The 26,759-nt window shown below is 47.0% G+C and carries 33 protein-coding genes and 1 pseudogene; 18 read left to right on the top strand and 16 right to left on the bottom strand.

Translation table 11 applies throughout. From position 1 onward, the window contains the following. Positions 1 to 6: 6 nt before the first annotated feature. The 5 genes from AC6RV6_RS07075 to AC6RV6_RS07095 are packed head-to-tail and all read right to left on the bottom strand — an operon-like array spanning position 7 to position 7,733. A complete protein-coding gene (locus AC6RV6_RS07075) occupies positions 7 to 1,977 on the bottom strand; it encodes an RAMP superfamily CRISPR-associated protein (protein WP_500239921.1) in 1,971 nt (656 codons plus the stop codon). A gap of 3 nt (positions 1,978 to 1,980) precedes the next feature. After that, a complete protein-coding gene (locus AC6RV6_RS07080) occupies positions 1,981 to 2,430 on the bottom strand; it encodes a hypothetical protein (protein ID WP_500239922.1) in 450 nt (149 codons plus the stop codon). 10 nt (positions 2,431 to 2,440) lie between these two features. Continuing rightward, entirely contained in the window at positions 2,441 to 3,322 is an 882-nt protein-coding gene (cmr4, locus tag AC6RV6_RS07085) for a type III-B CRISPR module RAMP protein Cmr4 (protein ID WP_500239924.1), read from the bottom strand. After that, positions 3,319 to 4,488 (bottom strand): type III-B CRISPR module-associated Cmr3 family protein, encoded by a 1,170-nt coding sequence (locus AC6RV6_RS07090; protein WP_500239926.1) that lies wholly within the window; start codon positions 4,486 to 4,488, stop codon positions 3,319 to 3,321. The genes cmr4 and AC6RV6_RS07090 overlap by 4 nt, the downstream gene beginning before the upstream one ends. Further along, entirely contained in the window at positions 4,488 to 7,733 is a 3,246-nt protein-coding gene (locus tag AC6RV6_RS07095; protein WP_500239927.1) for a type III-B CRISPR-associated protein Cas10/Cmr2, read from the bottom strand. Before AC6RV6_RS07095 ends, AC6RV6_RS07090 begins: the two co-directional genes overlap by 1 nt. 183 nt (positions 7,734 to 7,916) lie before the next feature. Here AC6RV6_RS07095 and AC6RV6_RS07100 point away from each other — a divergent pair, with 183 nt between their 5' ends. Then, complete coding sequence (locus AC6RV6_RS07100) at positions 7,917 to 8,141, top strand: hypothetical protein (RefSeq protein ID WP_500239931.1); 225 nt, start codon at positions 7,917 to 7,919, stop codon at positions 8,139 to 8,141. 30 nt (positions 8,142 to 8,171) lie between these two features. On the opposite strand, the gene AC6RV6_RS07105 is transcribed toward AC6RV6_RS07100, so the two are convergent. From AC6RV6_RS07105 to AC6RV6_RS07125, 5 genes are all read right to left on the bottom strand, one after another. Continuing rightward, positions 8,172 to 9,812, bottom strand: a complete 1,641-nt coding sequence (locus tag AC6RV6_RS07105; protein WP_500239934.1) for a tetratricopeptide repeat protein — start codon at positions 9,810 to 9,812, stop codon at positions 8,172 to 8,174. Next, entirely contained in the window at positions 9,802 to 10,692 is an 891-nt protein-coding gene (locus tag AC6RV6_RS07110) for a DUF1822 family protein (RefSeq protein WP_500239938.1), read from the bottom strand. The genes AC6RV6_RS07105 and AC6RV6_RS07110 overlap by 11 nt, the downstream gene beginning before the upstream one ends. A gap of 8 nt (positions 10,693 to 10,700) precedes the next feature. After that, positions 10,701 to 11,345, bottom strand: a complete 645-nt coding sequence (locus AC6RV6_RS07115; RefSeq protein WP_500239940.1) for a sigma-70 family RNA polymerase sigma factor — start codon at positions 11,343 to 11,345, stop codon at positions 10,701 to 10,703. 354 nt (positions 11,346 to 11,699) lie between these two features. Next, a complete protein-coding gene (locus AC6RV6_RS07120; RefSeq protein ID WP_500239943.1) occupies positions 11,700 to 12,857 on the bottom strand; it encodes a ParB/RepB/Spo0J family partition protein in 1,158 nt (385 codons plus the stop codon). Further along, complete coding sequence (locus tag AC6RV6_RS07125) at positions 12,850 to 13,650, bottom strand: ParA family protein (RefSeq protein WP_500239946.1); 801 nt, start codon at positions 13,648 to 13,650, stop codon at positions 12,850 to 12,852. Before AC6RV6_RS07125 ends, AC6RV6_RS07120 begins: the two co-directional genes overlap by 8 nt. A gap of 151 nt (positions 13,651 to 13,801) precedes the next feature. Between AC6RV6_RS07125 and AC6RV6_RS07130 the strand changes: the two genes are divergently transcribed. Next, positions 13,802 to 14,089, top strand: a complete 288-nt coding sequence (locus tag AC6RV6_RS07130) for a hypothetical protein (protein ID WP_500239949.1) — start codon at positions 13,802 to 13,804, stop codon at positions 14,087 to 14,089. Positions 14,090 to 14,112: 23 nt separating this feature from the next. Further along, complete coding sequence (locus AC6RV6_RS07135; protein ID WP_500239951.1) at positions 14,113 to 15,024, top strand: competence protein CoiA family protein; 912 nt, start codon at positions 14,113 to 14,115, stop codon at positions 15,022 to 15,024. A gap of 7 nt (positions 15,025 to 15,031) precedes the next feature. Here AC6RV6_RS07135 and AC6RV6_RS07140 read toward each other — a convergent pair whose 3' ends face one another. From AC6RV6_RS07140 to AC6RV6_RS07155, 4 genes are read right to left on the bottom strand one after another with little or no spacing between them, the layout of a single operon-like run. Further along, complete coding sequence (locus AC6RV6_RS07140) at positions 15,032 to 15,343, bottom strand: hypothetical protein (protein WP_500239954.1); 312 nt, start codon at positions 15,341 to 15,343, stop codon at positions 15,032 to 15,034. Between the two features lie 40 nt (positions 15,344 to 15,383). Further along, positions 15,384 to 16,178 (bottom strand): hypothetical protein, encoded by a 795-nt coding sequence (locus AC6RV6_RS07145; RefSeq protein WP_500239956.1) that lies wholly within the window; start codon positions 16,176 to 16,178, stop codon positions 15,384 to 15,386. Then, the gene (locus AC6RV6_RS07150; RefSeq protein ID WP_500239959.1) at positions 16,171 to 16,392 is read right to left on the bottom strand and encodes a hypothetical protein; all 222 of its coding nucleotides are present in this window, start codon (positions 16,390 to 16,392) and stop codon (positions 16,171 to 16,173) included. The genes AC6RV6_RS07145 and AC6RV6_RS07150 overlap by 8 nt, the downstream gene beginning before the upstream one ends. Further along, positions 16,349 to 16,882, bottom strand: coding sequence for a hypothetical protein (locus AC6RV6_RS07155; protein WP_500239961.1), 534 nt, complete (start codon positions 16,880 to 16,882; stop codon positions 16,349 to 16,351). Before AC6RV6_RS07155 ends, AC6RV6_RS07150 begins: the two co-directional genes overlap by 44 nt. Positions 16,883 to 16,951: 69 nt before the next feature. On the opposite strand from AC6RV6_RS07155, the gene AC6RV6_RS07160 reads away from it, so the two are divergent. Beyond that, complete coding sequence (locus tag AC6RV6_RS07160; protein WP_500239963.1) at positions 16,952 to 17,938, top strand: HNH endonuclease; 987 nt, start codon at positions 16,952 to 16,954, stop codon at positions 17,936 to 17,938. Here the strand turns inward: AC6RV6_RS07160 and AC6RV6_RS07165 are convergent. Next, positions 17,844 to 18,212 (bottom strand): helix-turn-helix domain-containing protein, encoded by a 369-nt coding sequence (locus AC6RV6_RS07165; RefSeq protein ID WP_500239965.1) that lies wholly within the window; start codon positions 18,210 to 18,212, stop codon positions 17,844 to 17,846. The two genes, AC6RV6_RS07160 and AC6RV6_RS07165, sit on opposite strands and share 95 nt — an antisense overlap. A 46-nt stretch (positions 18,213 to 18,258) precedes the next feature. On the opposite strand from AC6RV6_RS07165, the gene AC6RV6_RS07170 reads away from it, so the two are divergent. The 14 genes and pseudogenes from AC6RV6_RS07170 (at position 18,259) to AC6RV6_RS07235 (ending at position 25,490) form a co-directional block, all read left to right on the top strand. Next, entirely contained in the window at positions 18,259 to 18,552 is a 294-nt protein-coding gene (locus AC6RV6_RS07170; protein ID WP_500239967.1) for a hypothetical protein, read from the top strand. A 76-nt stretch (positions 18,553 to 18,628) separates the two neighbouring features. Then, positions 18,629 to 18,847, top strand: coding sequence for a hypothetical protein (locus tag AC6RV6_RS07175; protein ID WP_500239970.1), 219 nt, complete (start codon positions 18,629 to 18,631; stop codon positions 18,845 to 18,847). 139 nt (positions 18,848 to 18,986) lie between these two features. Further along, entirely contained in the window at positions 18,987 to 19,334 is a 348-nt protein-coding gene (locus AC6RV6_RS07180; protein ID WP_500239972.1) for a DUF262 domain-containing protein, read from the top strand. 33 nt (positions 19,335 to 19,367) lie between these two features. Then, on the top strand, positions 19,368 to 19,616 hold the full coding sequence (locus tag AC6RV6_RS07185) for a hypothetical protein (protein ID WP_500239975.1): 249 nt from the start codon (positions 19,368 to 19,370) through the stop codon (positions 19,614 to 19,616). A 360-nt stretch (positions 19,617 to 19,976) separates the two neighbouring features. Next, positions 19,977 to 20,824: pseudogene (locus AC6RV6_RS07190) on the top strand (IS630 family transposase). Positions 20,825 to 20,979: 155 nt separating this feature from the next. Continuing rightward, positions 20,980 to 21,189: a hypothetical protein gene (locus AC6RV6_RS07195; RefSeq protein WP_500239977.1), complete on the top strand. Its 210-nt coding sequence runs from the start codon at positions 20,980 to 20,982 to the stop codon at positions 21,187 to 21,189. After that, the gene (locus tag AC6RV6_RS07200) at positions 21,186 to 21,509 is read left to right on the top strand and encodes a hypothetical protein (protein WP_500239980.1); all 324 of its coding nucleotides are present in this window, start codon (positions 21,186 to 21,188) and stop codon (positions 21,507 to 21,509) included. The genes AC6RV6_RS07195 and AC6RV6_RS07200 overlap by 4 nt, the downstream gene beginning before the upstream one ends. A gap of 164 nt (positions 21,510 to 21,673) precedes the next feature. Next, positions 21,674 to 22,834, top strand: coding sequence for an RRXRR domain-containing protein (locus AC6RV6_RS07205; RefSeq protein ID WP_500239983.1), 1,161 nt, complete (start codon positions 21,674 to 21,676; stop codon positions 22,832 to 22,834). Positions 22,835 to 22,930: 96 nt separating this feature from the next. Then, positions 22,931 to 23,221, top strand: coding sequence for a hypothetical protein (locus tag AC6RV6_RS07210; RefSeq protein ID WP_500239986.1), 291 nt, complete (start codon positions 22,931 to 22,933; stop codon positions 23,219 to 23,221). 13 nt (positions 23,222 to 23,234) lie between these two features. Then, positions 23,235 to 23,777, top strand: coding sequence for a DUF262 domain-containing protein (locus AC6RV6_RS07215; RefSeq protein ID WP_500239990.1), 543 nt, complete (start codon positions 23,235 to 23,237; stop codon positions 23,775 to 23,777). Between the two features lie 2 nt (positions 23,778 to 23,779). Then, a complete protein-coding gene (locus AC6RV6_RS07220) occupies positions 23,780 to 24,313 on the top strand; it encodes a DUF262 domain-containing protein (protein WP_500239993.1) in 534 nt (177 codons plus the stop codon). A gap of 9 nt (positions 24,314 to 24,322) precedes the next feature. Beyond that, the gene (locus AC6RV6_RS07225; protein ID WP_500239996.1) at positions 24,323 to 24,706 is read left to right on the top strand and encodes a DUF4240 domain-containing protein; all 384 of its coding nucleotides are present in this window, start codon (positions 24,323 to 24,325) and stop codon (positions 24,704 to 24,706) included. Between the two features lie 5 nt (positions 24,707 to 24,711). Beyond that, positions 24,712 to 25,059 carry a hypothetical protein gene (locus AC6RV6_RS07230; protein ID WP_500239997.1) on the top strand — a complete coding sequence of 116 codons (348 nt, stop codon included), beginning with the start codon at positions 24,712 to 24,714 and terminating at the stop codon, positions 25,057 to 25,059. Between the two features lie 11 nt (positions 25,060 to 25,070). Further along, entirely contained in the window at positions 25,071 to 25,490 is a 420-nt protein-coding gene (locus tag AC6RV6_RS07235) for a hypothetical protein (protein ID WP_500239999.1), read from the top strand. 206 nt (positions 25,491 to 25,696) lie between these two features. Here the strand turns inward: AC6RV6_RS07235 and AC6RV6_RS07240 are convergent, their stop codons facing one another. Beyond that, entirely contained in the window at positions 25,697 to 26,740 is a 1,044-nt protein-coding gene (locus AC6RV6_RS07240; protein ID WP_500240004.1) for a DNA/RNA non-specific endonuclease, read from the bottom strand. Between the last annotated feature and the right edge of the window lie 19 nt (positions 26,741 to 26,759).

Below are 26,759 nucleotides of genomic sequence, written 5' to 3' on the forward strand. Positions count from 1 at the left end.
TTTGAATTAAAAAGGTAAATGAATTTGAATTGAGTTACGAATACCAGCAATAGCATTACAGAATTGTTCGCGATCGCCATTGTTAGCACCGAATACCGTTACAGCTTGATAAGCGTCTTTTTTTTCTTTTGGATAATTCGACTGGATCAGAACATAAGAAGGAACGCCTAGTTTACCGCCAACAAAACGATTACCCTGACCACTACGATTCTCTCCCTTAAAAAAGTTTCCAGCTTGTGTTTGTTTTGTATATAGCGTATCCAAAGCCAAACCGCGCACGCGGATATTATTAGATTTTTTCTCCGCTTCCTGCCAATTCACTTGATTTGGATGTTGCAAGTTTGAATCGGGGACGAGATAGATGCGAGCATGGCGATTAAGAACACCCTGATTGCGTCCATCTTTTCGAGGAAGACCCGGATCGCCGTTGCCTAAAGGTTGATTATTGGGAGTTTCCAAAGCAAGTAAAGACTGTTGCAATTGTCCTAAAAAAGCCGTCCAATCTTCTGCGTTAGCTAACATGACACGACCGCTCAATTCCCAATGACAGCCCCGCAATCGCTGGCTATTGTAATGTAATGGTCGCCGCGATCCGCGTCCAATTCCGCCTAAATGAGAAGCTAACTGTAATAAATTCTCAGCAAATGCTAACACCTCTGAGGAATGGGTTTTAAGAATAATTTGGCCAAAGTAAGCAGGGGGATGATCTTGCCCGTTATCGATCGCTACATCAACTCCAAGCAAACCCATCTGTGCTTGGGGTTCAATCGTTCCAAACAAGCGATTTTCAAGGCGGCGACATTGTTGAGTCGGATACAGGGCTAAGGCGACAGCACGAAACCAATACCGCAATATTCCTCGCAATGCTGTTGGACGAAACTCTGGTTCACCTTGGGTCACGGCTCCATACATTCCCTGAGTCCACATTTTAAAGTGATACGATTTTGTGGGCAAAGTGGAAAGCGATCGCGCTGTCACAAAATTTCCATCAATTTTTGTAGCTCGACCGTAACCCGCACTGGTTCTTGCTCCTACTCCTCTCGATAATGCTGGTTTCAACCATTGCTTAACTGTTTCAAGATCATCATCTGTCCCACGAGACGTTTTCAACAAACCCATACAAACTGAAACATTCTCCAATGAAAGTAAAGGATGAGGATCGGGATTGTAATACACCCGATCTTCTTGGCATTTCCACTGAGGCGTAGCAATATCAACACTTAAACTAGGTTTAAGAGGAAAAGCATCGAGAAATTCAATTTTTGCAGCCTTAACCGTTTTACCCTCAAGCATTCCCAAAATATCTCGTGCTGTCTCGATTTCTCCATTTGCCCTCGCCCATGCCAAAGCTGCACCTTTCAAGCTGGATGCAGGAAAATAAGGAATGCCAAACACGGGATGAAATACAGGCAATAGCAAATCGCGAAATCCTCGCGTACCTCCCACACGCACTCGCCACGAAAATTCGACGGTAAAGCAGATTCCTTGGTCTTTTGTCAAAGTCTGCATTCGACTGTGAAGGCGATCGTAAATTCCTTGGCAACAATGGTCAGCTTGTGCGGTTGCTTCAAGTAGTCGCTTGCGTGCATCGACTTCTGATTTTCCAGCAGTTGGCAAAATTGGTTCTCGATGCCATAGTACCTGTAAGGGCGTAGAGCTTTTTTCATTCAATTTTGAATCATTCATTTCATTATCAATGGGATTCAAATCTTCACTATAAAGTTCTTCAACTTGCTCAACAGACACTTCTTCACTGGTTACGAGAAGAACGCGGACGGATAAACCTTTTTGCACGAGTTTTCCGCGAATTTTATCTTTTTGATTCTGTACTTTTTCTCGATGCTCTTCATCAACATAAATCGTCAAAACTCCATCTTGATAACTTTGAACGGATGAATTCGCTAAACGTGGTTTTAACTTTCCGCCTATTGCAGACGTATAGTTTTGCCAAATTTCCTTAACTCTTTCAATCTCCATAATTTACTGTTCTCCTTGACCTAATACTGCAACAGCCCAAAACGACCATTCCCGTGCCAATCGAATCGCTAAACGATTTAAGCTCGTATAGTTGCGAAGATTCATATTGGGATTGCGATTGGTTAGAGTATTAGGATCGTTAGAGGTGAACTCAACAGAACCTAAACCTTGCAATGTTACAAGAAATCGCTGATAAACCAAACCCTTGTAAGCAGTGGGACTCGCTTTGTTTTGCCGATTAACATTAGCAGGAGGTGCATACTTAACTCCATCTCCAGACAATCGCAGTAAGCCCCATGTCGCCAGATAAGCTGGAAGACTCTGCACTGTACTACTGGCTTTTTTACAGTAATCAGTTGCTTCTCGTGGATAAGTCTTTTCTATCTCAGTTTTCAAGGTAACTAAGGCTTGATAAGACTGCTGACTAAAATCTCTGGTATCAATCTTTAACACCGTTTTCTCCTTACTTTTTGACTTCAATGGTTTTACTTTCCATCCAACCGCGACCCAAGCCTTCTAGACCGCCAAACTGAATGCGATCGCTCAGTAACTTTTTTAATGCAGCTTGCACGGTTTGATGATTCGTCGCTTTTAATCCCCAAGGGAAAAATAGGATGGATTCTGAAGGCAGTGTTTCTTCAGAGCGAAATGTTCCATCCTTCGCTGTTTTTTCACCTTCATTGAGTGCAATTCTGACCTCCCGTTGTAATCCCATTTCAACCAAAGCACCACAGTCAGCATCAGATAGAATCACCAATTTTTGTTTAAGATTGAGAATCCCATTCCCTTCCGGTAGCTCATTAAAAGCAGACCAATAAGTGGCATTTCGAGAAATTGATTGAATTCGATCGGCTTCAAGAACTGCACCTTGTAGATAAATACGTTCGTTTAACGGAGAACAAGCAATTTGTTGATTCTGATTGTCGGAATTAAGTAAAGTTTGCCATCGAGAAATTGCCTCTTGAAGTGTGGCATTTTTTAACCATCGATTCCATCGACTCAACCACAATGGACAGGTAATCCAAAGGAATTGATGACTATAAGATGCAATGGGGAAAAACAATAAAGTTGCATCAACAAACCATACTTCACCTTCAGTCGGTTGCTGTCCATTTTTGATTTTCTGACCAAAAAAATTGGCAGCATCAGTTGTGCTGTATCCATTTTGGTTAGCATACTCCTCATTTTCCAAAGAAGCTCGAATTTTCCCGCGCAGGGATGAAGACGGTAAATAAGGGAATTCGGTATGCACTTCCCTTGCAATCCCCATCATGTTACCTTCATCGGCACTTCCTCCTGTATGTAACGGAGTCAGCAAGTACAAATAAGTCAAATAATCGTTCATCGTTTTCCCCACAATAATTTTCCGTAATTGAGTTTGGTAAAAGTTTTCACCCATGCCTTACCCGCACCGGACGGGAAAAGAGAGTCATCGGGTAACACTTTGCGATCGCGAGGAAATTTCCCGGTCTCGAAGCAGTATGCGGTTCCCGACGGCACGAAAGCACGTTGGGGCAACAGAGCAAATTCGCGATCGCGGCCTTGTCGCTGAATGGAGGAGATGCCACCCCATAACAACGGGCGATTCGTGGCACAACCGAGCAAATAATCCCGCCAGTGCTGGGGATACGCCTGATAGCGAACTAAATCGCCATCGGCGCGAGCAAGGCCGGGAGTCAGCAAGTAGGCAATGCTATGATCTTCCTTCGATTCGAGAAACGCATCCAAGCCCTCACTTTCCGGCAATGCCAGCAATGCCTCGCCATCGTGACTTCCCAAAGGCGACACCAGAGCGCGATGACCTTCTCCACCCAAACGAACGACATTGCTTTCCAAGGATTTGCTCAGTACGGCAGCAAAGCGCCATTTTGGTTCTAAGCGAGCGGCTACTTCCGTAAAATAGCCATCGCGATCGCGTACCTGACGCTCTCCGGTTTTCATCTGGATATGCGGCAAAATCTGCACGTCCCACGGATCGTCGTGGAAGTCATCGGCGGTTAATTTATCCAGATATCCCGCAAGATAATGTGCTAACTTTGAGAGCTTCATCCAAGGGGACGGCGCACCGCAAATGAAATGTTGTTCGGGCAATCGAGGTGGAACTAACGGAGGCAAAGTATCTTGAGGGAACTTGATATACCGCCAAGTTTCATCATCGGATTCTAGGGGCTGCAAGCGAGTCAAGTAATCCCAAGGAATCTCTTTTTCTCCATCTTCCCCGTCAGTTTGGGAATTCTCTTTCCGCACGGCTACCCCAACAAGGTCGCGAGGGGTCGCGACGTAGACTTCTTCCTCGCGCATCAAGAATGCACCCAGAAACTCAACATCGCGCTGCTTGTTCTCTGGCTTTTTCCATTCCTTCCATTCCAACAGCGATCGCAATGCCTGAAAGACGGTCATGGGAAGCGGTGGAAAAATCCCTTTTGCCCAAGAACCCTCTGCTGGCGAAAACGGCTTGGATTCGCGGAATAACAGTACATCGAGGGGGTCAATGGCATAGCAATAATACATTAGCTTTCACCTCCTGTCATCGTCGTCCAGCGATCGTGTTGCAGGGCTTTGTCCGTCCAGAAGGCACTGAAACGCAGGAGTCGGGAGAGATCGTCGAGGGTTGTGCCGAGAGGTTTACCTTTGTCTTCCTCTGCTTGCGAATTTCCCTGCAACTTCTTCTGTGACAATACCTTTTGCTGGGTGCAATACGCCCATCGTTCCCATTGAGTCAGCCATTCGTAAAGTTTCTCGGCAATTGTGTTATTAAGGGATTCATCTCGCGACTCTACAATAACCCGAGCGGCTTTGGTAACGAGTCCTTCGCCTTCAAGCACCAATTTAGTAATATCAGCGTGTTTGGGAAGTTCCTGTGCCAAGCGGTATAGCACCCCCGTGATTTCGCTACGATTATCGGGTTCGCACCCCGCATCGATCCACTGCCACCATCCCGGCAAAAGATGTCCTTTCATGGGTGCTTCGAGAAGATTGCCGCTCCCGTAGGCAACCCGAAAGCAAAGTCCATCTTTATCAACAATGCCGCCATCGGGTGTTTCGTCCCCGTTAGGAAGTTTTTTAAACCCTTTCATTTTCTTGGCACGCTCTTTTTCTGCCGTCCACAAGGATTCCAAGACCGTCGGCAGGGGTACGCTTTTATAAGCAATCACAATACCCATGCTAATCGTTGCACCATCTCCCATCGTGAAAAGCGGACGCTGGGGAAGTCCAGAATTATTAGGAGGCATCCAATAGCCGCTCCCTTCGGTATCGTTACCCCGACGGCGTTGAAATTCACCTTTGGGATCTTCGCCACCGCACCATGCTGCCCGCAGCGAGAGCAAGTATTCGGGCAAGTCTCGCAAGGGCAGCACTGCCATGACATCATCGCCGCCGCTATAGACCACGCGACCGCAAAAACGCTTTTCGGTGAGATACGGAACGAGACGATTGGAAAAATCCAAGAGGGCGCGGTTGAGTCCGATGTGAGTTGCCGGTCCCATGCGCTTTTTGGTTTGCAGTAGGGATTCTTTGCGGCTTTTTTCGGCTTCTTTATCTTCTCCTGCCCGACCTTGAAAGACTTCGATAAAGTTTTGCCGATCGCGATCGCTTAATTTCTCGCTGTCTTCGATCTGCTTCAGCAAAACCTCTGGATCGGTTTCGGTCAAATACTTTTCGTAAAAGTGCAGTTTACTCCCAGTGACATATTTGCCCATACCATCCCCATCGCCAAGGACGATCGCCCACCAATCGACGGGAGAGCCATCGCCAAACCCTTGTATTTTGTGAGTTTTTTCCACGAGAGCGCGAAGTTGATTGGCTGTTTCCATATCCTGCAAACCCATATCGTCTGCCAGCCATTTACTGGAGAACATATTACCGTTGTAGGGTCGAAGGTCATCAAATTCTCCTTTGATAGCTCGATCGACAGCAGGGACTTGCCAGCCGCGACGGGTTTTGGAATAAAATGCACTGCGTTTTTTCTTTAACGTGTCATCTTTACGAATCTCTCTCCAAAGTTCATTCCAATATTTCTTAAGTTGCTGCGGATATTCTTTAGCATACCGAGCAGCCGCAATCGAACTGAGATTGGGAAAGCGCACGAGGGTTTCATGGTCGAGTTGTCTGGAGTCAAAATTGCCCTCATCGTCATCTCGATACTTGGGAACGACAAACGGATCGATGCCCAAGGAATCTGCTACACCACCATAAGACCACGCCATGCGCTTGGTCAGTTCGATCGCATTCAATTTTTCCGAACCATCGAATAAGCCGCAATAAACCTCTGCCAGCAAGCGCCAAAACAATTGCATCGTCCCGGCGCTCAAACCACCTCCTTCTTGGAATTTGCCTTGGTAGAGCAAGCGAGGATGCACGGCACTATAACAGCCAGAGATGCTCGATCGCTCCCCCGGTGCGGCGGGAATGTGCCAAACTCGCGTATTTTTCACTGCTTGTATGGCTTGACCCAAGCGGCGTTGCGCGTTTGCCCACCACGTTCCTACGTTTAACTCGGTGTAAGCTAAATCTTCAGCAGGTGTTGGTGTGGGTTGGTCGTAGCGAGAAGGGGCAATGTTTTCTTGGGCATCTTTCCACTCAGTATCGAAGGATTCTCCAACTTTTCCGAAGACACTAAGCTGTCGGTTCTTGTCGGGATGACCCAAGGGAACTGCCGTCCAGTAAGGTTCCCATGTATTCTCAATTTGCATCTCCCACAAGCGATTCCATTCCCAACAACTTTGCTTCTGCCATTGTTCGAGGTCGCGACGGTTGGGATTGGTCTCTCGGTTCTCTTGGATGCCCTCCGATGCGGCAAGTTCTTTGATAATTTCTTCAATACTATTGTTCTTTAGAAACTCAATCGTTTTGCAGCGAATATCGCTACGCACCGCCTCGGCAATCACGCACCATTCTGCCTTGAGTTGCATTTCCAAGTCTTTGCCAACGGCTTCGACATCCTCGGCAGGAATCAAAATCGAAATGGTATTGGGAAAGCCCGCCGTTGCAAGGGAGGAGGATGCCTTACTCTTGAATTGATCTACCGGATTGCGATCGCCAAAACTTTCCTTAAAACTGTCATACTCCTTCAACAACAAGGCATCGATAATTTCCTGTCCCCATAAGGACGGCACGATAATGGCATCGGCACCGTAAATTTGGGCGACGTGCCAGCAGAGTTTGGCACTCAAGTAATGCAGCAGGTACGACCCCGACCAAAAATCGAGAAATTTGCGGGAGGCTTTGATAAACTCCTGCACGGGAGAAAAAGTGAAGAGTAATAAGTAAGGATTGATGGATTCTATTTTGTTTTCGGGCATCGCCCCCACCAATGCCGAAACCGTTGCACGGTAGCTATGTTTGGGACAATCGGGCAAGATGGCGTGTTGCGGCTCGAGCAGAGCATCTCTATCTTGCTGCTGTTTCAATTCCGGCCAGAATCGCCAGCACCACCAAAAGACTTTTTGCACGTCGGTTTCCGCTTTGATATCGTCGGGAATTGCGATCGCGATATTGCTTTGAGTTGCGATGGTTTGCTCTTGTCCGCTTATGGGATGCTTGACTTTTGGGTTGTGCGGCTTTGCTGCGTGCGGCTCTAGGCTGACGCGATCCGATGATGATGCGATCGCTTCGATGGCTTTTTTGTTATTACGCCACCACTTTCGCGCCGCTTTGCCTTCCTCAGTATTGAGACAAGTGAGGGCATCGCATAATTCTTGGCTATCGCCACCATCATCTAACAAAGCGCAGAGCTTGCGGTGAAATACAAACATTAATTCAACTTTTCCAAGCACGTTATTTTTTGACTCTACATACTCCTTGTCTCATTTCCTCGCGTTTTATGCGAATCACCGGAAAAATATTTTTTTCTTTAGATTTCCTACTCATTCGCATGAAATTTATGCGCTTTCGATTTTTTGGCATTTAAAGTAAAACCAGAGTTAAGTTATCTAACGGTGAATGCAAAGTTTCTTCACAATCCAGTGATTCTGTTCAAGCAACCCCAGCAGGGTATTATCGAGAGCGAAGTTACGCCACAGTGTCACGGTCGAGTGCGGGCGTTGGGGTCGCATTGGTTTGCCATGCTCGATGCTGCGGCTGCGTCGCAATCCTTGGAAACGGGGGATGCGGTTTGGGTCACGGGACGGCGAGGAATTATTCTGCTGGTGCGATTGCTTTAAGCATTTCAATTTCTATAGAGAATTTCAAAATTACCGACAATCTCCTCGCCAGCCCTCTTTCTCCTTTGCTTCCAACCGCTCCAACCAGCACCGCGACGAAACGCGGTTATGTTGCCAGTTCAACGCTTTCTCAAATGCCGCTTTAGCTTCCTCAAAATTTCCTCGCATCCAGAATAATCGCCCCCGACTCTCCCATAACGAAGCCTTCTCATGGCGATCGCCTCCCTTCGTCGCCATCAAATCCCAACCGCCCCGCACTGCACTTTGCGCTGCATCGTAATGCCCCATGTCAATTTCCAACGCCGCCAACCTCGCATAAGCCGCCACCATTCCCCGCTTCATCGCTTCTCGATACCATTCTCGTGCCGCATCGTCATCCTCAGAACGCTCGGATAAATCCGCCAGATTGTAATAAACCGTCGCATTATCGGCATTGAGAGCCAGCGCATTCGATAGCGTGCGCTCTACCGTTAACCATTCCCCTGCCTTAAAATCAACGTGAGCGCGATTGTTCAACCACGTTGAGAAACGCGATCGCAACGCCCATCCCGATAACAACACCGCCACAATGGGGATAATCAATTGCCAGCGCCAAGCCAGTGCGAGGGTTTTCTTGGATTGTCGCGACAACGCCAACGGCATCGCCTCGGGATGCTGAAACAGCACGGGCAACCCACTCGCGCAAGGATACTCATTTTCCATCCCCTGCAAGCGTTCCCGCGCTTCTCGCATGGCTTCGTAAAACAAAACCCCTCGCGATAAAGCTGCCAACAATGCCTTGAGAAATGCCTGTGCGACAATATCCGGAACGGCTTCGCGCATCACCACGATTTGCGGAATGCTCAGATCGTCTAACTTTTGCACCAATCCCATGCCATCGCAGGAATTAAAGAGCGCCAATTGCAATCCTCGTTCCGTCGCCTTCTTCAGGGCGAACCACAGTTCGTCTATGGTTAAATATTCCTCGGCATTCGTATAAATGCGCCCGGTTTCTACTTTGGTTGCGCCGTGTCCCGCAAAAAATAATACATCCCATTGTCGCTCCCACAAGGCATCGTTTAACTCGACTCGCCTCGGCTGCACCAAAAACGTCACCTCGGCATTCGGCAAACTCTCCAACAACTCGCGATCGCGTTCTACTGCAATCCCCGTGCTGCATCCCAAAATTGCGAGAATCCTTAATATCGAACCGGGAGAGCGAAACGCGATCGGGCGTTGCAACTCTGGAGAAGTAAAAGCCACTTCGGCACGAGGATAGCGCTCGATCAATTCCCAACGATGCCACGGTAAATCAAAAATCTCGCGATTATCGCTTTGTACGTGCAATCGCACGGCATCATCGCGATTCAACTCTTCTCGCAACCGCAAATCGAGACGCTGAAACTTTTCGCTCGACAGCCACGCCGCAAACTTTTCTCGCAATGCCTCCGACGATTGCCGACAATCTTTGACCCATTCGCGAGTATTCACGCTAACAACCCGCTTCGGTTTTATGCGCGTCGCCATCCCCGCCCGAGCGTAAACTCGGCGATGCGATCGCAACTGTCGCATCAAGACTTCATTGGGGGGCAAATTTCCCGAGAGAATAACATCGGCACGGGCGTTTTCCAAGCCAATCTCCAGCCCAACGCGAAACCCTTCGCGCCAATTGCCGTTTAACTTAAGCAGCACTAACTTCCGCATCGAGAATAAATTGCTCCGTCACTTGCCATTCGCGCCATTTCACCTCGACGCTGAAGGTTTCTCCCACTTCCACGCCAAATTCAAAACGCAGTGCTTCGCTCCGACGCGATTCTGCCTGCATGAGAACATTATCCTCGCGATCGCGTAAAAACAGTTGCATTCCTTCTGGCAGGCACGGTGCATCCCGAGGCTGCAAAATAATAACCGCATCCCATTCGCCATTCCCAACGGGTTCGAGAGTCGCCAGCAAAATGAAGCGCTTGCCCTTGGCATTTAACAACTTGCCGCCGCGAATGGCATTCTTCGCTACGGCACTGCGAAACGCCAAGCCCACTTCGGAAATGGCCAACTCTTCCAGCATTTCCCAACCCGCCGCAAATGCTCCATCCAACCATTGCAGCACGTTCGCCACGGAGTTGCGTTCTAGAACGTCCCATAAGGTTTCGAGAGGCGCAAAGCGATCGAGGGGAATTACTTCGCTTTCGCTTTCAATTCTTTCCAAAAAACCGAGCAGTTCCGCCTCTGACAGCGCTTCGTTCAACCGCACGGCAACAAAACCGATGCGATCCTCTCGCACCTCAAAAGGAACGCGACAGGAAACGGCATTTGGCAATACGGGACGGCACTCGATCGCGCCCTTACCTTCAACAAATAAATCGGCAACATCGCTAAAGGCTTGCACGGCAACATCCCAACTATCGCTCCGTTCTAAATTCACAGCAATATTGAGAGATTGCAGATGATGGGATACCGCAAGGACGGCAAGGGCATTCAAACAAACGCCTTCGGCTTTCGCGGGAGCGTGGTGCTTGCCAAAATCGAGGGCGATTTGGCAGTCTGAGGGAGTGAGAGAGATAATTGGGTTCATTGTTTTTTTTAAGGAGTTAAATAAGAGCGAAACAAAGCGCGATACTTTTTCTGGCGGCGCTGGTAGAAACTGCTGAGAGTCGAAATTTTAATATCGAATTCCATCTCTAATTCCTTCCACGAATAACCGTTGAGAATTTTTAGAGCGATCGCTCTGAAGCTGGCTTCGGGATGTCCTTTAATGCAATCGCATCCGAATACTTCCTCCGGATCTTCGGTAATATATTCGCGCAATTGCTCCGAAGGCAAACGCAATTGTTCTTCGCCGTGCCGATATTCCAGCCATTCGCCGAGATCGTCGAGATTTACTCTTTGGGCTGCGTGCAGTTTCTTGCCCATTTGCGTCACCTCGCGAATGGCATGAGGAAAGCGCTTGTCTAACAAGAAATTTACCCAATGCAGCACCCCGGCGCGATCGGGGTCGTAGTTATCGATTTTCTCGAACAAATAGCAAAATAATTGCTGCTTGGCGATGGCATAAATTTCCGAGTACGCTCCCCTAAAATGATCGGGAACTTTCGGACGATACAGCCTCCTCGAATTCTGAAGCGATCGCAATAGCAAATCCATTGCCCTGCGCCGCTCCCAAGAATTCTTGGGGTGACTTTGCGCCTCCAATGCTAATTGTCGCAATCGCTCGTCGAGATCGTTCATCGAATACAAAAGGAGTAAGGAGTAGTTTTAAGCACAACATCGTACCGCTATTTCCTTCTTCACCAAAGCAAAAACATTTTATGCAATCTTGCTATTAGGTTTTGCAAATCACCCTCACCCCAATGGATAAGTCCGCGCCGCGAACGCCTCCCCCGTCACCTCCAGAATATCCCCGCTCTTGAACATTGAATAAAACCCACGCCGATGCTCCCAGACTCCTCGTGCCGTAACGTCGTCAGGGCAAGCGATAGCGTACAGCGTACCATCGCCATCTTCCCGTTCCCGAAACGAACACGAGCAAATCGGTGGCAATGAGAGTTCTAGGAGCATCCGCGTTGTCTCGGACATTTTCGCTTACGCCAGCTTCGCTTCGACTTCTGCCAGCTTTGCTTTCAACGCCTCTCGCATTTCTTGGAGTTTATCTGGTGTTATTCGTTCCACAGCAATGTCATTAACGGCTTTGATGGCTTTGTTTGTCTGTCGTTCGGCAACTTTATCATGGTTTTGCGGATTATGCTTGGCGATCGTCTCGTCTACTAATTCCTTTGTTTTTTCCTTGGATAGTTTTTCGTTCAATACACGCTCGCAGAGTTTCCCGCGCAAATTCTTAGCTTTCGTCTCGGAGCAATTTAGATTCTTCGGAGATAATTTTTGTAATAACTTGGCATTATCGATGCCCAAACCCTGACGAATGGCATTGCGAATATCCTCGTAATACGAAAGCGTCGGAAAAATATTCTTGTTCGCCGTGGTGGGATTGAGCTTCAGCGACAGTAACAACTCAAAGATAATCCGCTCGTCCTCTTGCAAGCTCAAACGATTCAGCACGTCTCGTTGCTCCTCTGCCATTCCCTTAACGACTTTGGTAACTTGGGGCATTTGTTTTTCTAGGCGCTTGACGGCTTTATTAAGAATGGCGGGCGCATTGGTTTTGATACCGAGTCGAGAAAGTTCGATAATCAAGGCTTCAGCTAAATCCAGCGCATTCAAATCCTCCTTCTCCAACATCCCCACCAAGACTTTGCGATGCAGGTCTTCGGGTTTGGGAATGACAATGGCTTTGAGAGTCTCTTTTTTAACCAACGATGCTGCCCGCCAGCGTCGCTCTCCATCGAATAGCACGTAGCGGTGCGACCCCGCGTCGGTTTCCGGCGCTAGAGAACGCGCATCAAGAGAATCTTCGTTCTCCAAAAAAACCAGCACCGCCACCAACTGTCCTTCTTTCTCCAGCGATCGCGCCAAACCCGCAATACTCTCCTCAGAAAATGTCTGCCTCGGTTGACTTTCATTGCGTTTAATCCGTTCGATGGGGATTTCGATCTCTCGCCCGGCTAAGGTTTCTCGCAATTCATCGAGTTTTTGGGAAACTGGTTTCCCAGATTGCCGCAAGCGATCGCATTCGGCGGTGAGTGCCTCGATTTGCCGTTGAAGTTCGCCAATTTCATCGTGGTTGTCTTTGGCTTGCTTCGCTCCAGCAAAAGTATTACCCAAACTAAATGTATTTTTAGCCATCTTTCAACACCTCCAATAATGCTTTAAGAATCGGCTCAAAATCTTTGCAGGCAGGGTGCGCGGGACGATGCAGGTGCAAGGGCAACCCCACACCACTGGCATTCTTAAACTCCGCCGACTCGCGAATGGGTTTGAAACAATGAATGCCAATTTCATCTAATTGCGCGGGCAATTGCTCCACAATATTGCGATGAATGGCAATATTTTTGTTGTACTGATTGGGAACGAACCCGACGATCTGCGGCTCCGGCTTGAGTCTTAGGGTGCGAAACGTGCCGTAAAGCCATTCGAGTAACTCTGCGGCTCCCTTCACTGCCTTGGGTTCCGGTTGCGTCGGCACGAGGATATGGGTGCTGGCGGACACCGCCAATTGCGGCAAAGGTCCCAAGGTCGCGGGGCAATCGTAAATAATGACATCGCAATCCAAGGGAAAATCTTCGAGGCGATCGCCAAGCAGGTAAGCACCGCGTTGATGCAATACCAATTCGTTGCTGGACTCCACCAAACTCAAGCTCCCGCGACAAGCCATTGCTTTGTCCTTGAGATACTTTTCCCACAACGGCACGAGCGGATAATCGCCGTTAAACTCGTCATCCAAGATAACACCAACGGTTTCATCGGGGTCGGGAGCTTCGAGATTGCCGAATAAGTTCATCGACCCTTGGGGATCGAGGTCGAAGAGGATGGTTTTGTATCCTGCTTTTGCCAGCAAATACGTTAGATGCGTGGCCAGCGTCGTCTTACCGCTTCCTCCGGCATTACTCAATAATACCAATCTTAATTTCTGTGACATCGGTTTCAATGTAGCGCGTCTTGCTTGATCGGATAAACTGAATTGAATTCAGCATCTTCCAAGCGCTAATATAAAATTAACATCTGGGTATCCAGATTCCCAGAATATTCCCAGAAAAAAGCTGGGTATCCAGATTCCCAGATCGACAATAATGACCGAAGAAGAACGCTATTACACCGACGAAGAACTCGCAGCCGCTTACGCCGATCCGCCCCCGGAACTCCACAAATTCTGGTTGCTTCAGCATGGCAATACCGTACAACTCGTCGGTGATAACCAAGTTGGCACGGAAGCAGGTGCGAGACAACGCTTCGTACTTTTCTACTGCTGCAATCCCGAAGAAATCGAGGTGCTGGAGTATTACGAGAAGGATTGCTATTTTGCAGCGTTGAGTGAGGAGGAGCAAGACGCATTCTATTTTTACGCAGTAAACACTTGATTACCGACTCTCTACTCCTTCTCATGCCTCGCACAATCAAAACCTTCCTCTGGCTGCCCTACGGTCTCGACGATGATAACAGGCTCGTTGCAATCGAAGACGCACCGAGGGGCAAGACAACACTGCGCTGTCCTTACTGCGGCGATACTCTGATTGCAAGAAAAGGCAAAATCAAGCAATGGCACTTCGCCCATCAGCATGAATCCTGCCAACTCATAGAGCGCCCCGAAGTTTCCTTGCCGCGCTTGCCCTGCTACGATCGCTTTAATTTGTATTTGTCTCCCAAGGAACTCGAGCAATTGACAAGGCTTTGGCAGGGCTGGGGACGAGCGGGGCAGCCCATACCGAGGGAGCGAGGCTTGATGAAGTTAGCGTTAAAAGGCTTTTTTCAACGCCATCCCCGTCAAGATTGCCCCTACGCATTTTCCGAGCAAGGCATGATTCCTGTAGGTGCGCTATCTCTCGCTAAATTCTGCGCGTTTCAAGAGCCATTGCTGCTGGAGAAGTTACAGGAATTTGAAAGGAAAACAAACTCGAAGCCAACGCGAGAAAACTTGACGGACTTGAGGATATACCGAGTGCAATACCAAAGGATTTTGCAGCAGACTTTGTATTTTCTCAGGATTAAAGCGGATGACAAGATACTCCACAAAATCGGCGTGACCTCGAGAAGCATTGAGGAGCGAGTTAGTGAAGTCAAACGCGATATAGCAGCGCATTTTCAAAAGAGCCAAGTGAACATATTGGGAATGTGGCGGCATCGGGGCAATATAGAACTCTATTTCAAGCATCGCTACGAAGGGTTCAATTACCCTATCGGTTCGCTGACGGAATATTTTGCCTTTCCCGATGTTGATATGGTTTGGCGGGATTTGCAGGGGATGCCGGAGAAAAGATTGAATCCAGTGGAACGAGGAATCCTGAAAAAACATTAATATCGTCTCACTCGGCAATCAATTCCAGCCCCGTCTCTCTTGCCGTTCGTGCTGCTAAGGATTCTTCGGGAAATTCTTCAGGAGACAGAACAAAAGCATCGGGATACGCGGCAAGCCATTGGTCGAAATCGCCCAGCAAAAGTTTGCTGTAGGCTTCCATGCCTTGCACCGACAGCCAAATTACCTCCTCGTGATATTCCAGTTCTTGCAGTTTGAACATGACTTCGCGATAATCCAGCATATTGACTTCGCCCCTCAATCGCACCGTATTAAGCGCTGCCATGAGGTTTTCGGGGATTGCTGTAGATGTCTCTGTCATTTTCGATTTTCAAGTAGAATTTGATTTTGCTTTGATTCTCTTAACTCCCAAACCCAAAGGCGTTCATCGCCGCTCGATAGCAATATTCGGGATAGTTGGGGTTATCCAGTTCGATCGAGGGAATGCCGAGGAACTCCACGTACTCGCGGTACTGCTCCAAGGTTGGCGGTGCGTCATAACCGCATTCGGCAACGTAACCCATAAAGTCCAGTTCTTGACCCCAGAGCGCCACGCGATCGGCACGAACATTGCGCTGAATCTTGCGGCTATCCTCGAGCAGGCGATTATCCCAGAGTTTCGGCCAGATATCGATACTAAGGAAATCCACAGGACAATCCGGCTGCCAATGCAGGGCATCGGCAATCATTATCTCGGCTTTCTCCCAATGCTCCCACGTTTCCGGCGCGGCAATATGGTGAAATAACTCCACCACTTCGCGATCGCATTCGACAACGACAACGCGCTCCACTTCCTCGCGTTGCAGAATGTTGTAGAGCAGCACGCCCATGCCCAAACCCATAATCACGACGTTACCATAGGCACGAGCGGCGTGGGGTGCAAGGCTTTCGAGTTCCATCGGCGTGCAACTCATCCAAATAGTTTTACCGCGAAACAAGCGATAATTCGGCGATGCGGCTTGGTAGTGCGTAAAGTAACCGCGCATGAACGGCACGTCAAAGCGATCGAGCTTCCATTGTCCGTAACGTCCCTCGCGGTAGTCGGGGACGAGCAAATCGGGATAGGGAGAGGTTTGTTGCTGTTGGATTTGCCGATCTAGTTCGAGGAGTTCGGCAATTTGTGCGGGGTCGATAAAGTCAAAGGAGTTATCAGGCATGGCAATATGCTTCTTGAATTGCGAAGGGAATCTCTTTCCATTCTTCGACGGTGAAGCCTGCTTCGACCTCATCAGGATAGCGCTCTTCCATGATTTGCCGAGCTTTGGCTTCGCTTTCGGTGCGAATGTAGTGGCCTTGCCGCGCCGTTAAGTCATCGCGACCGAGGCAGTTATGAGAGTATTCGGTGTTGCGAGTGCATCGGTATTCTTTCATTATTACATTCAAAACCAATATTGCGATCGGCTCCAGAATCCACTGTCATATTCTGGACGTATTCGAGAACCATTTCAAGGTTATCGGGATGGCATTGGATAATTTTGGTATCGATCTCGATCCAATCCAAGCGTCGCTGTTCCGGTCGAGGTAGCTCGCTATAATAACAGCCTTCTAAATCAGTGAAGTAATTCAACTCCTTCAAAGGAAAAGCATCGTTATAAAAACCTTGCAATGCAGCAAGACACTGACAGGAATTGAGAGCAGTTTTGAACTTGCCATCGAAAAACAAATAAATCCGAGGTAAAGAGAAGCGCAGCAGAATCGACTCGATGAAAAGACTTTTCACAAAACAATCGTCTGGAATAAATTGCAACAACGCGAACTTTCCCAATCTCATCTCTGAAACAAACTTTGCGATCGCAAACGAACGATCGTCAATTCGTAACTGCGATAGGTCGAGTCCTGTTAAAATTTTGGAATTCTGCATTGGTTTTCCGATTGTTTCACCAAAGGTTTACTATTTTTTTAAGTTCTTAGGTTTTCTTTTTAGATTGCAATGACCGTCAAAGACCTCCACTATTACCGAAGAAAATTCGCGCCCAAGAAAAACAATCCCATTGGCTTAAATCCCAATCGCTCGCAAGGAGTCGCACCTCATAAGCCCATACTGCTATTATCCCTCATCGAGCTTATCGGACGCAATATCATTCGCCATAATATCATCGAACTTTCTCCAGACCTCATTGCTGCATTTCATAAATTTTGGAGCGTGCTGGACATTCAACGCAAACCCAGCATTGGAATGCCCTTTTACTACCTCAGAAGCGACAAATTTTGGCATTTCGTTCCCAATCCGGGTTTTGAGGCAATCGTTAACTCCAAAGCAAGATTTACCAGCACCAAAGCAATCCAACAAACAGTTCGTTATGCCTACCTCGACCCCGAATTATTCGAGATATTGCAAGATTCGGCACTGCGAGCGGAACTCACGCTAGTCCTCATTAATTCATGGTTTGCCGATAAGACCGAACAAATCGAAAATTCATTGAATGTCGATGCTTTCGCCAATCTGCAAAGCGAACTTCTGGCAACCGGAGGCAAGCGATACGACGAAGAAGAAATCAAAAGCCAAGACGAGCAAAGCTCTATCGTGCGCGACGGTGCGTTCCGCCGCATTGTCACGTCAGCCTACGATTATCGCTGCGCCCTCTGTGGCTTGCGGGTTTTTAAAGGCATCGACAATATTGTAGACGGCGCTCACATCAAGCCATTCTCCCAATTCTACGACGACCGCATCGATAACGGCCTTGCACTCTGCAAGAATCATCATTGGGCATTCGACCGCTTTTGGTTTGGCATTCGCCCCGATTACTCCCTCGATATCGCCTCGGCTCTAACAGAAGAATCGCCTCATGCCGAACCTCTACGCGCCTTTGAGGGTCACAAGCTCATTCTGCCTCGAGAGCGGCGCTATCTTCCGCGTCCCGATGCGATCGCGTGGCACTATCGGGTTTTTCGAGAGCGGAATCGTTTAGACACTTAGAGTAACTAAATAATACCGTAGGGAACAGTGCATCAAATCCTAATCCTAGCGTTTCAAGAATCTTCTCTAACTTCTTTGGATCGACGCTTTGAGCATTGCCTTCTTCCAGCTTTTTCAATAACGCCTCGCTGACTCCCTCAACTTGCTCTGCCAACTCCCGGCGCGACATTTTTTTACCTCGTAACTGCTGGAGTGCCTTGCCTAATTGAGCATTCCAGACGATAAAAGCCACGCAATCGATGGGAATCATTAAGATTTGTTTTTGGTTACTCATAGTATCTAATTTATGCTATATTGATTTTACTGAGTTTCAAGAGTCGATGAAAGCAGAAATTGTCATCAACCGCCATAAAATTGCGGCAAACAAGAAAGCCAGCAGGGAGACGGGCAAACTCGTAGACGAAGCTGCGATTAGCGTCAAAACTTACCTCGGCGTAGTCTATGCCAAGGAAGTTGGCTTTGCAAGCGGCAGGTTAATCCAAGATGCCGCCAATGCCCGATGCTCCGGCGCGACCATTTGGCTCGAGGTGGAAGACTTCGAGAGCCTGATTATCGATGGTACTCGGGCGCATCGCGAGATGATCGAAAAAGCAAAGGAAAACCCAGAAAATTAGGAATTAGGTGAAAATAAAGGGAATCAACCCTGAATCAACCCTGACAGACAAACAAATTCTATTTGGAAATCAAAAAATGTCAGAATTAACAGAACGACTCAACTATCCCAAATATTTCATGGAATCCCTTGCCGAAGTGCAAGAAGACAGCTCCTGCAATATGCTTGACTATCATCGGGTTTTGTCGATGCTTCGGGATCTTGGCCACGATACAGAAGCCTCATGGTTGGCAAAGCAGAGTATTGACACTTATCACAAGGTTGTACTTGAAGACTTTTCTCAATGGCTCGATTGATTTGAGATAACCGCAAAAAAAATGCAAATTACCACCGCAATGCAAGACCGCGCAGAAACCGAACTGCGCCGAATCCAGAAATCCTTCGACTACAACACTATCGATTATCCCCTCGAAAGGCTGCTGAGCGAGTTCGTCCTTGACTGCCCTAGAACTGACGTGGGATGAAACTTTACAATCGTGCTTCATCGAATCGGTGCTGCTGGGATTGTCCGCGCATCCTATCAGGATTGCCAAAACCGGAGAAGAGCATCGCTTTCATGTTATCGATGGCGTGCAGCGAATTCTGAGTTTATCTCGATTTGTTGACAATCAGCTTAGACTTTGCGGCTTGGAGGTTTTGGAGAGCTTCAATGGCTTTGCCTTTGCCAATATCCTCCCTGCACGCCAGCGAAAGTTTCGGAGAACAATGATTCGCTGCATCAAATTCGGCAATCTCAGCGAAGCCGAATGCCGAGACTTGCGCGAACGCTTTGAAGCCATGTAGTTATCCTAGAACGAAAATCGTCCAGCAAAAACGATGAACACCATCGCAACCCAACCCGACGGCAAAACATTAGAACGCGAGCTTCTCGTAGCAATGGATTACCTTTACCTTTTCACTGAAAATGACAAGCTCAAACACAGTTATGAAGATGAAAGAAGTTTATCCAAAAAACTACAAGAAGAAGGCTACGATCCTAGCTTCATTCGATGGCAAATTATTGACAGATGCCAAGAATACGGAATTGCCCACCTTAAAGAGAAAAAGAGAATACCGGAAAATTAATCTTTTGTAAAGTAATTGATTCATTCCAGTATAATTACGCTTTAGCATTTATCGAAAACAGACGATTAGATTTCTTCGCTTATCAAGAGAAAGAAATTATTTCAGCGATCGATGGTATTAAAATTTATGGCGAAGAGAATCGATATCTTATCAATTTCTTCAACAATCTAGACTCAATCGAGCGCAATCGTCTCCAAGAATTTACAACTAACTCGACTCCGGGAAAATACATTTTTCTTCGTGAGAACTCGCTATTTTTATTGAGAAGATCGTGATAAACGCATTCTATAGTAATTTTAATTAAAGCTGAGACGAAAATGAGGTAAAATGAAAGGAGTAGATTGACAAGGATTTCCCAAAATGCCATATAGTCTAGATTTAAGAAAAAAAGTCATAAATTATGTAGAAAATGGTGGAAAAATAACGGAGGCAGCGAAAGTTTTTAGTATAGGAAGAGCCACGATATACAGATGGTTAAGTCGTCAAAAATTAGAGGCGACTAAAGTAGAGCATCGCCAGAGAAAACTGGATTGGGGAGCATTGGAAAGAGATGTAGAAGAAAATCCAGATGCCAAATTAATAGACAGAGCTAAAAAATTTGGAGTGCATCCAAGTGCAATATGTTATGCCCTAAAAAAAATAAAAATAACTAGAAAAAAAAAGAACTTCGGTATCGAGAAAGAAACCGAGAAGAAAGAATGAAATATTTGAGAATATTACGAGAATTCATCAAGATGTATGGGAGTGAAAGCCTTGTATTCATTGATGAATCAGGATTTGAGGAGTTTCAGTCTTGTATTTATGGATGGTCAAAACGAGGAAAAAAAATATATGGAGAGAAACAAGGAAAACGAGGAAAACGAGAAAATTTAGTAGCGGGAAGGAGAAAAAAGAAAAAAGATTTAATTGCACCAATGATATTTACAGGAAGGTTAGATGCAATAGGATTTGAAGGATGGTTGGAAAGATATTTATTGCCGGAATTAAAAATACCTTCAGTATTAATTATGGACAACGCACCAATTCATAGAAAGAAGATAATTCGAGAATTAGTAGAAGAAGCAGGTCATCAAGTCCTGTTTCTACCGAAATACTCTCCTGACCTCAATGATATTGAGCATGATTTTGGTGCCTTAAAGAGAAACAGAATGTATGCACCTACAGGAACATCTTTGGATAATATTATTTGTGATTATTGTGCTTCCTGATGTCTCATTCTTATTTGAAGCAACTATATATTGGCAGATACGGCGTACATGATGATAACGATTGCGCTGTCTGTTCTATTGCCCACTACTTCAATATGAACTACCATCAAGCTAAATCAATTGCAAAAAAGCACGGATGGTCGCAGCAAAATGGAATGTCTCTAGAGAATTTTATGCTGGCTGTGTGGGACGTAACAGAACACCAGCCTAGAATCAAAAAACGCACAAAAACGACACGAGCCAGTGAAATAAAAGAAAACGGCTTTATTTGGATTAGCGGACACGTTATTAGTCGGAGAAGGAACGAATCTTTTCCGATTAACGGTCACGAACAGGATCGAGTTCTTTGGATGATAAAGCCATGAACGTAGAAAAAGCATTGGACTTGCTAGAGCAAAAAACTATTTATATCCGAACGCGATATGCAAAACTTGATTACACCGATAATTACTTTCAATGTTTTTTGCCAGAACTACGGAGCAATAAAAATGGCTACTATAATAAACTTTTGGTTTTCAAAAAAAGTAAAGACTTATCCGAACTCAAACAATCTTTACTCAGATTCTTTGAAAAACACAATATAGACCACAGCAAAATCAAAGTAAAATTATGGAACTGGCAAAACCAAAACTTTCAACAACCCCAACGCAAGGCGATGGGGATTGGGGGAGAAACCCTGATTTAAACGGTTGAATACCGCACTGAGTTTTTGCCTAGGACGCACTCTCGAATACTTCCCTAGTTCGAGTTATTTGCAAGACGATTTCTCTCGTCGCTGTTAAGTCTGGACATCTTGGCAAGAATGCGGGAAGGGACTAACTACTTTCACTTGCGAGGTTTATCACCATCATGCAGCGAGTACCAGTTTTATCACCGGAAGGCAAGCCCTTGATGCCAACAAAAGCCAGTCGTGCTAGACGTTGGCTAAAAGAGGGAAAAGCTAAAGTCGTGTACAACGACTTGGGAGTATTCTGCGTCCAACTCCTGCAAAACCCGTCAGGAGAAGAGACGCAACCCATCGCGGTAGGAATTGACCCCGGCAAACACTATTCAGGTATTGGAGTACAATCTGCCAAGGTAACATTATGGACGGCACATTTAATTTTGCCATTCAAAACCATTGTTGAGCGGATGGAATTACGCCGAGTCATGCGTCGAGCCAGAAGAGGAAGGAGGATTAACCGTAAACTCCCCTTCAAGCAAAGATGCCATCGTCAAAAGCGATTCTCCAATCGGAGAAAAGGAAAACTTCCCCCCAGTATCCGAGCCAATCGCCAACTCGAATTACGAGTAGTGCGAGAATTGTGTCAAATCTATCCCATCAGCGTCATTCACTACGAAAAAGTAATGGCAGATGTGGATAGAACCAGTGGGAGAAAAGGGGCAAAATCTGGTGTAGGTTTCTCCCCTGTCATGGTCGGGCAAAAGAAAATGCTCGAATGGCTCTCCCAACTTGCCCCTGTGAAAACTCATCTCGGTTGGCAACGGGACGGAAATGGTACGAGTCAGCTAAGGAAATGGTTAGGTTTGGAGAAGAACAAAACCGAAAAGTCCAAAGCCGAACCCGCAACTCATGCCGTTGATGGTGTTACCCTTGCCGCATTCGAGTTCATGCAATGGCGTGAATGGCACACCCATAACGCCAAGCATGGGGCATGGGTGGGGAAAGTTCAAATCACCCCTGCACCATTCACTATTATTCGCCGTCCTCCTATTTCCCGTCGCCAACTGCATTTATGCGTTCCTTCCAAAGGAGGAAAGCGACGGAAATACGGTGGCACCGTCACCCGACACGGGATCCGTAAAGGGGATTTGGTGAGAGCCGAGAAAGCTGGGAAAATTCACATCGGTTGGTGTTCGGGAGATACGGCCAAAGCTGTTTCAGTTTCCGATATCAATTGGAAGCGTCTCGGTCAATTCACTGCATCCAAGGTGGAGTTGCTCCAGCGCTCTACTGGTTTAATTTGTAAACAGGAAACGAAATTCGCTGGAGCAACATTTGTTTGTTGATGCTCGTTTCCTCCCCAACCTGTAGAGGATTGGGGTATCCACTCGCATATTTTTGATGAAGAACTTGATGAATTTAATTGGGAGGAATAACAAACAATGTACGAATTCACCTACTGCCTCCCCATCGGCAAGCGCGTCGAATGGACGGCAGAAACCCCCAATAGTCTATTGCGCAGCATCGACGACGAGGAAGACCGCCAAGCGGCGCAAATATTCATCGAGCGATCGCGGGTCGGCGACTTTCTGCCGTTGAAATCGGGAGCCATTATTTTTCATTGCAATCCGGTGAAGCCAGAGCCAACGCGACCGCCATCGCGACCGTTAATGCAAGTCATGGAAGATGCAGGACTGCTGGATGATGAAGATGGTAACGAATTAATGTTGTAACAAGGAAAAACCAATGCAAAATAGCATCGAACAAGACCTCGATAAATTTACTTTTTACAGACAACAAGAACGGGAAAAACTATCAATTATCGCAACTTGGATGAACCCAAGAAAATTTCTTCTTGCTGCGAGTTACCCCGATATTCGTCCCAATCCATATTATCAAAGCTCGCCTTGGGATATTATCGAAAAATCAAGAATAATCGAGTCGTTTATAATGAACATACCCATGCCTCACATTGTATTTTTTTCGGAAGATGAAAATACTGTCGAAATCATTGATGGGCAAAAGAGACTCAATGCTATCTATGAATTTTTTACCGATCAATTTGCCCTTGAGGGCTTAGAAGCATGGACAGAATTAGAAGGATTAACGTATCAGCACTTATCTTATATTCCTAAAAGTCGCTTGGAACGTCGCTCTGTTTGGATTGAAACACTATTCCTCAATTATAATAAATACTCCCCAGAAGAATACGAGAAACTGCGAAAATCTGCCTTCACCAACCCCAACAGCAGCGACATTGCCCTTGGAATTAAAGTACCCATCGCATAACAATGACCTACACTAAAGACCGTGCCATTGACGAGCGCTACGAAAGCCAAGAAACTCGCATCTTAATCAAAATCGGACGCGAAAAGCTCAGTAGCTTCGTAGAAAACCTGCAAGACCCGGAGTATATGCAGCCGAATCCCTACTATCAAAGCAAGCCTTGGAATATCGCAGAAAAATCGCGGCTGATTGAGTCTTTCGTGATGAATATCCCCGTGCCGTATCTCGAACTATATGAAGTATCTTTTGAGAAGCATTACATCATCGACGGGCAGCAAAGGGTCAATGCCATTCGCGAGTTTTTTAGCAACCAATTTGCCTTGGAAGGTTTAGAAATCTGGGCGGAACTCAACGGACGGCGCTATCGGGAGCTACCGAAAAAACTCAAGGATGGCTTGAACTATCACTCGGTCTTCCTTCATGTCACATTGCTCGATGAAGATATTCCCACAGGCGAACTCAAAGCCTTGCAACGCGAAATCTTTGCCAGACCAAATGCCGAGGATGTCACGCTCGGTCATAAAGTCCTCGTCGCATAATTTATAACCATGAATTCAGCAACACTCACAAATCACTCCGTCTCCCCAGACTCCCTCGCGACCTTCTGGCAATTCGTCGAGGAAGCTGCATGGCATGAAAGCCACAATAACAAAGCCATTGCCGATCGTCTACGCCTGCAATGGCAATTTCAATCGAAAGAGTTGCACGCCATCTTTCAAAAACTCCAACGGCGATTAATGAACGTGCTGGACGAATCAAGAATCGAATTGCCCGTCAGCGACGACGGCTTCGACGACCTCACGGCACATGTCATCGGTATGGGGCGCAAGGCATACGAGGAAGTGCTGGAAAACCCCGCAGCCATTCAAAAGTATCTCAAAAGCTACGTGGAAAACTTCGGCTACCTTTTATTAAACCTTATGGACTCATAAACACCATGCCAACCAAAATCTCCATCAAACTCGACCTCATCCATCGCATCGAAGCCGTGGCAGTCATTGCCTCGCGACTCCTCGAAGGCAGAGAAGCGCCCACGGAACTCGCGGCAAATATTGGCAAATTGCAGGATGAGATCGCCAACCTCGAACGCCAAATCACCGACTTGCCCGAGCGAACCCAGAAGCGAGCATTGCTGGCATTGCCCGTCGAGAGCGCCATCGCTAAGATGGAGATTTTCGTCACTCATGCTTCTCAGATAGACGGCGCATTATTTGGGGATATCATGGAAGTTCGCAATAACTTGATTTTTATCAAAGAGAAAATCACAGATGTCGTTACAAGCTAAGGAGAATTAAAGTGAAAACCGGATTCCAAGTTATCGAAAAAACCCGACGCGATGAAAGTACCATTGTTTGGCTGGGTAGCGACGGTGAAGAATGGGCAACTTATATCAGCAATGAAAATGACTCCGCAAACACCGTTCTCGGACATTACTTCAATGGTGAAGATGCCGAATTGGAGGCAAGGGCAGACTATACAGAACGACAAAAGCCGCCACAAGAATACAACCTACAGCCGCGCATCGAACATCTCGATATGCTGGATGTCGATTATGCCAACGCGATCGCCAACTCTCCCGATCCCGCAATAGAAACTTTGTTGCAAACTATCGGCTTCAACGCTGAAGATGCCAGCGAAATAACAGAAGGCATTGCCAATCCTCCGGGAGCATGGGATGCCGTGATTCGGGGAATCGAGGAGAATATCAAACAATAGCAGAGAACGATATGAACGAGACAAAGCAAGCAAACAGCGCGGGATTTTGTCGCACAATCGCAAATCGAAGAAGGGCTACAACTCAAATCGGGAGCGCTGATTTTCCGCGTCGAACCCTCAGAAACCAAGCCAGAAACCGAACCATTAACTATTCCCGGAAATCGAAATAGAGAGCCTAATCTCTTCTTTTATCATCCTTGAAAACTCTAGTTGCTGCGATTCTCTAGCACATCTTCCACATCATTCGGCAGCACCTCGAAGAAATCAAGCCCAGTAGCCACTTCCAGCATATCGGCGGTGACTCGCCAATCTTCCCAATCACTCCCGGTCACAGAGGAGTCATTAGGCATTCGCACGGCTAGGATTGTTTCGGGCTTGCCATTGCTCAAGATTAACGCGACTTTCCAAGTGTATTGCGGAACATTCACGCCATTACCAATTGTTCCTTGGCTTCCTTCACCGCCCGCAATAACATAAAGCTCTTTGCCTTGACTCACTAATTCCCGCAAATATTCCTCGAACTCTCGCCAGACTTCGCGATTGTTGGATGGGCTTTGGGGCATCATGTTGCTCATAAGGAACGTGGCAGAATTATCTTCCTCAGTGCGATCGCGGTCGGCAGAAGCCACAATATGCCCGCGATCATAGCCACTTCCCTTGTAATCTCTCGGATGTACTGGGTAGCAAGGTAAATCGGAATCCGATCTGAAATCATTGGAGCGCCCCACATTCCCCAGCCACTCGCGAGATAATTGCCACGACACCCATTTAGCAAGGTTTAGCCTGCAATCGTACCCGATGGCATACTGGGGTTTGAGGAGTAAATAGTTATTGATGTCAGTAGTATTGGCATTGCTGGGATTGCCGAATTTGATATGAATTGAAGAGGGAATCGGGAATTGGCGGTGCGACCCCGGTGAGGTTTCCAACTCCTCCGGAGACGCTGCGCGAACACCTAGGGAACGCGCACCAAGAGGGGAATCGGGAATCGTATTTTCTTGATTCCCTTTAAGACTTTCGCAAGCCCTGCCATTGCCATCGCGATCGAGTCCATGCGGGTCGCCCTGAAATGCCTCGAGGATTTTCTGCGCGTCTTGTTGCGTGGCGAAGTCAGAACAATTGCAATTGTCTTTGACGCAATCGGGCAGCGAAGAGGTGCTGGGGAAAATATTGACATTGCAAGATGACAATGCAATTGCCAAGACTACGACAATTTCAATTTCTATACGGAATCTAAAAACCTTTTTCATCTCAGCACTCCCAATCTGC

The organism is Spirulina sp. LEGE 11439, from assembly GCF_059821285.1.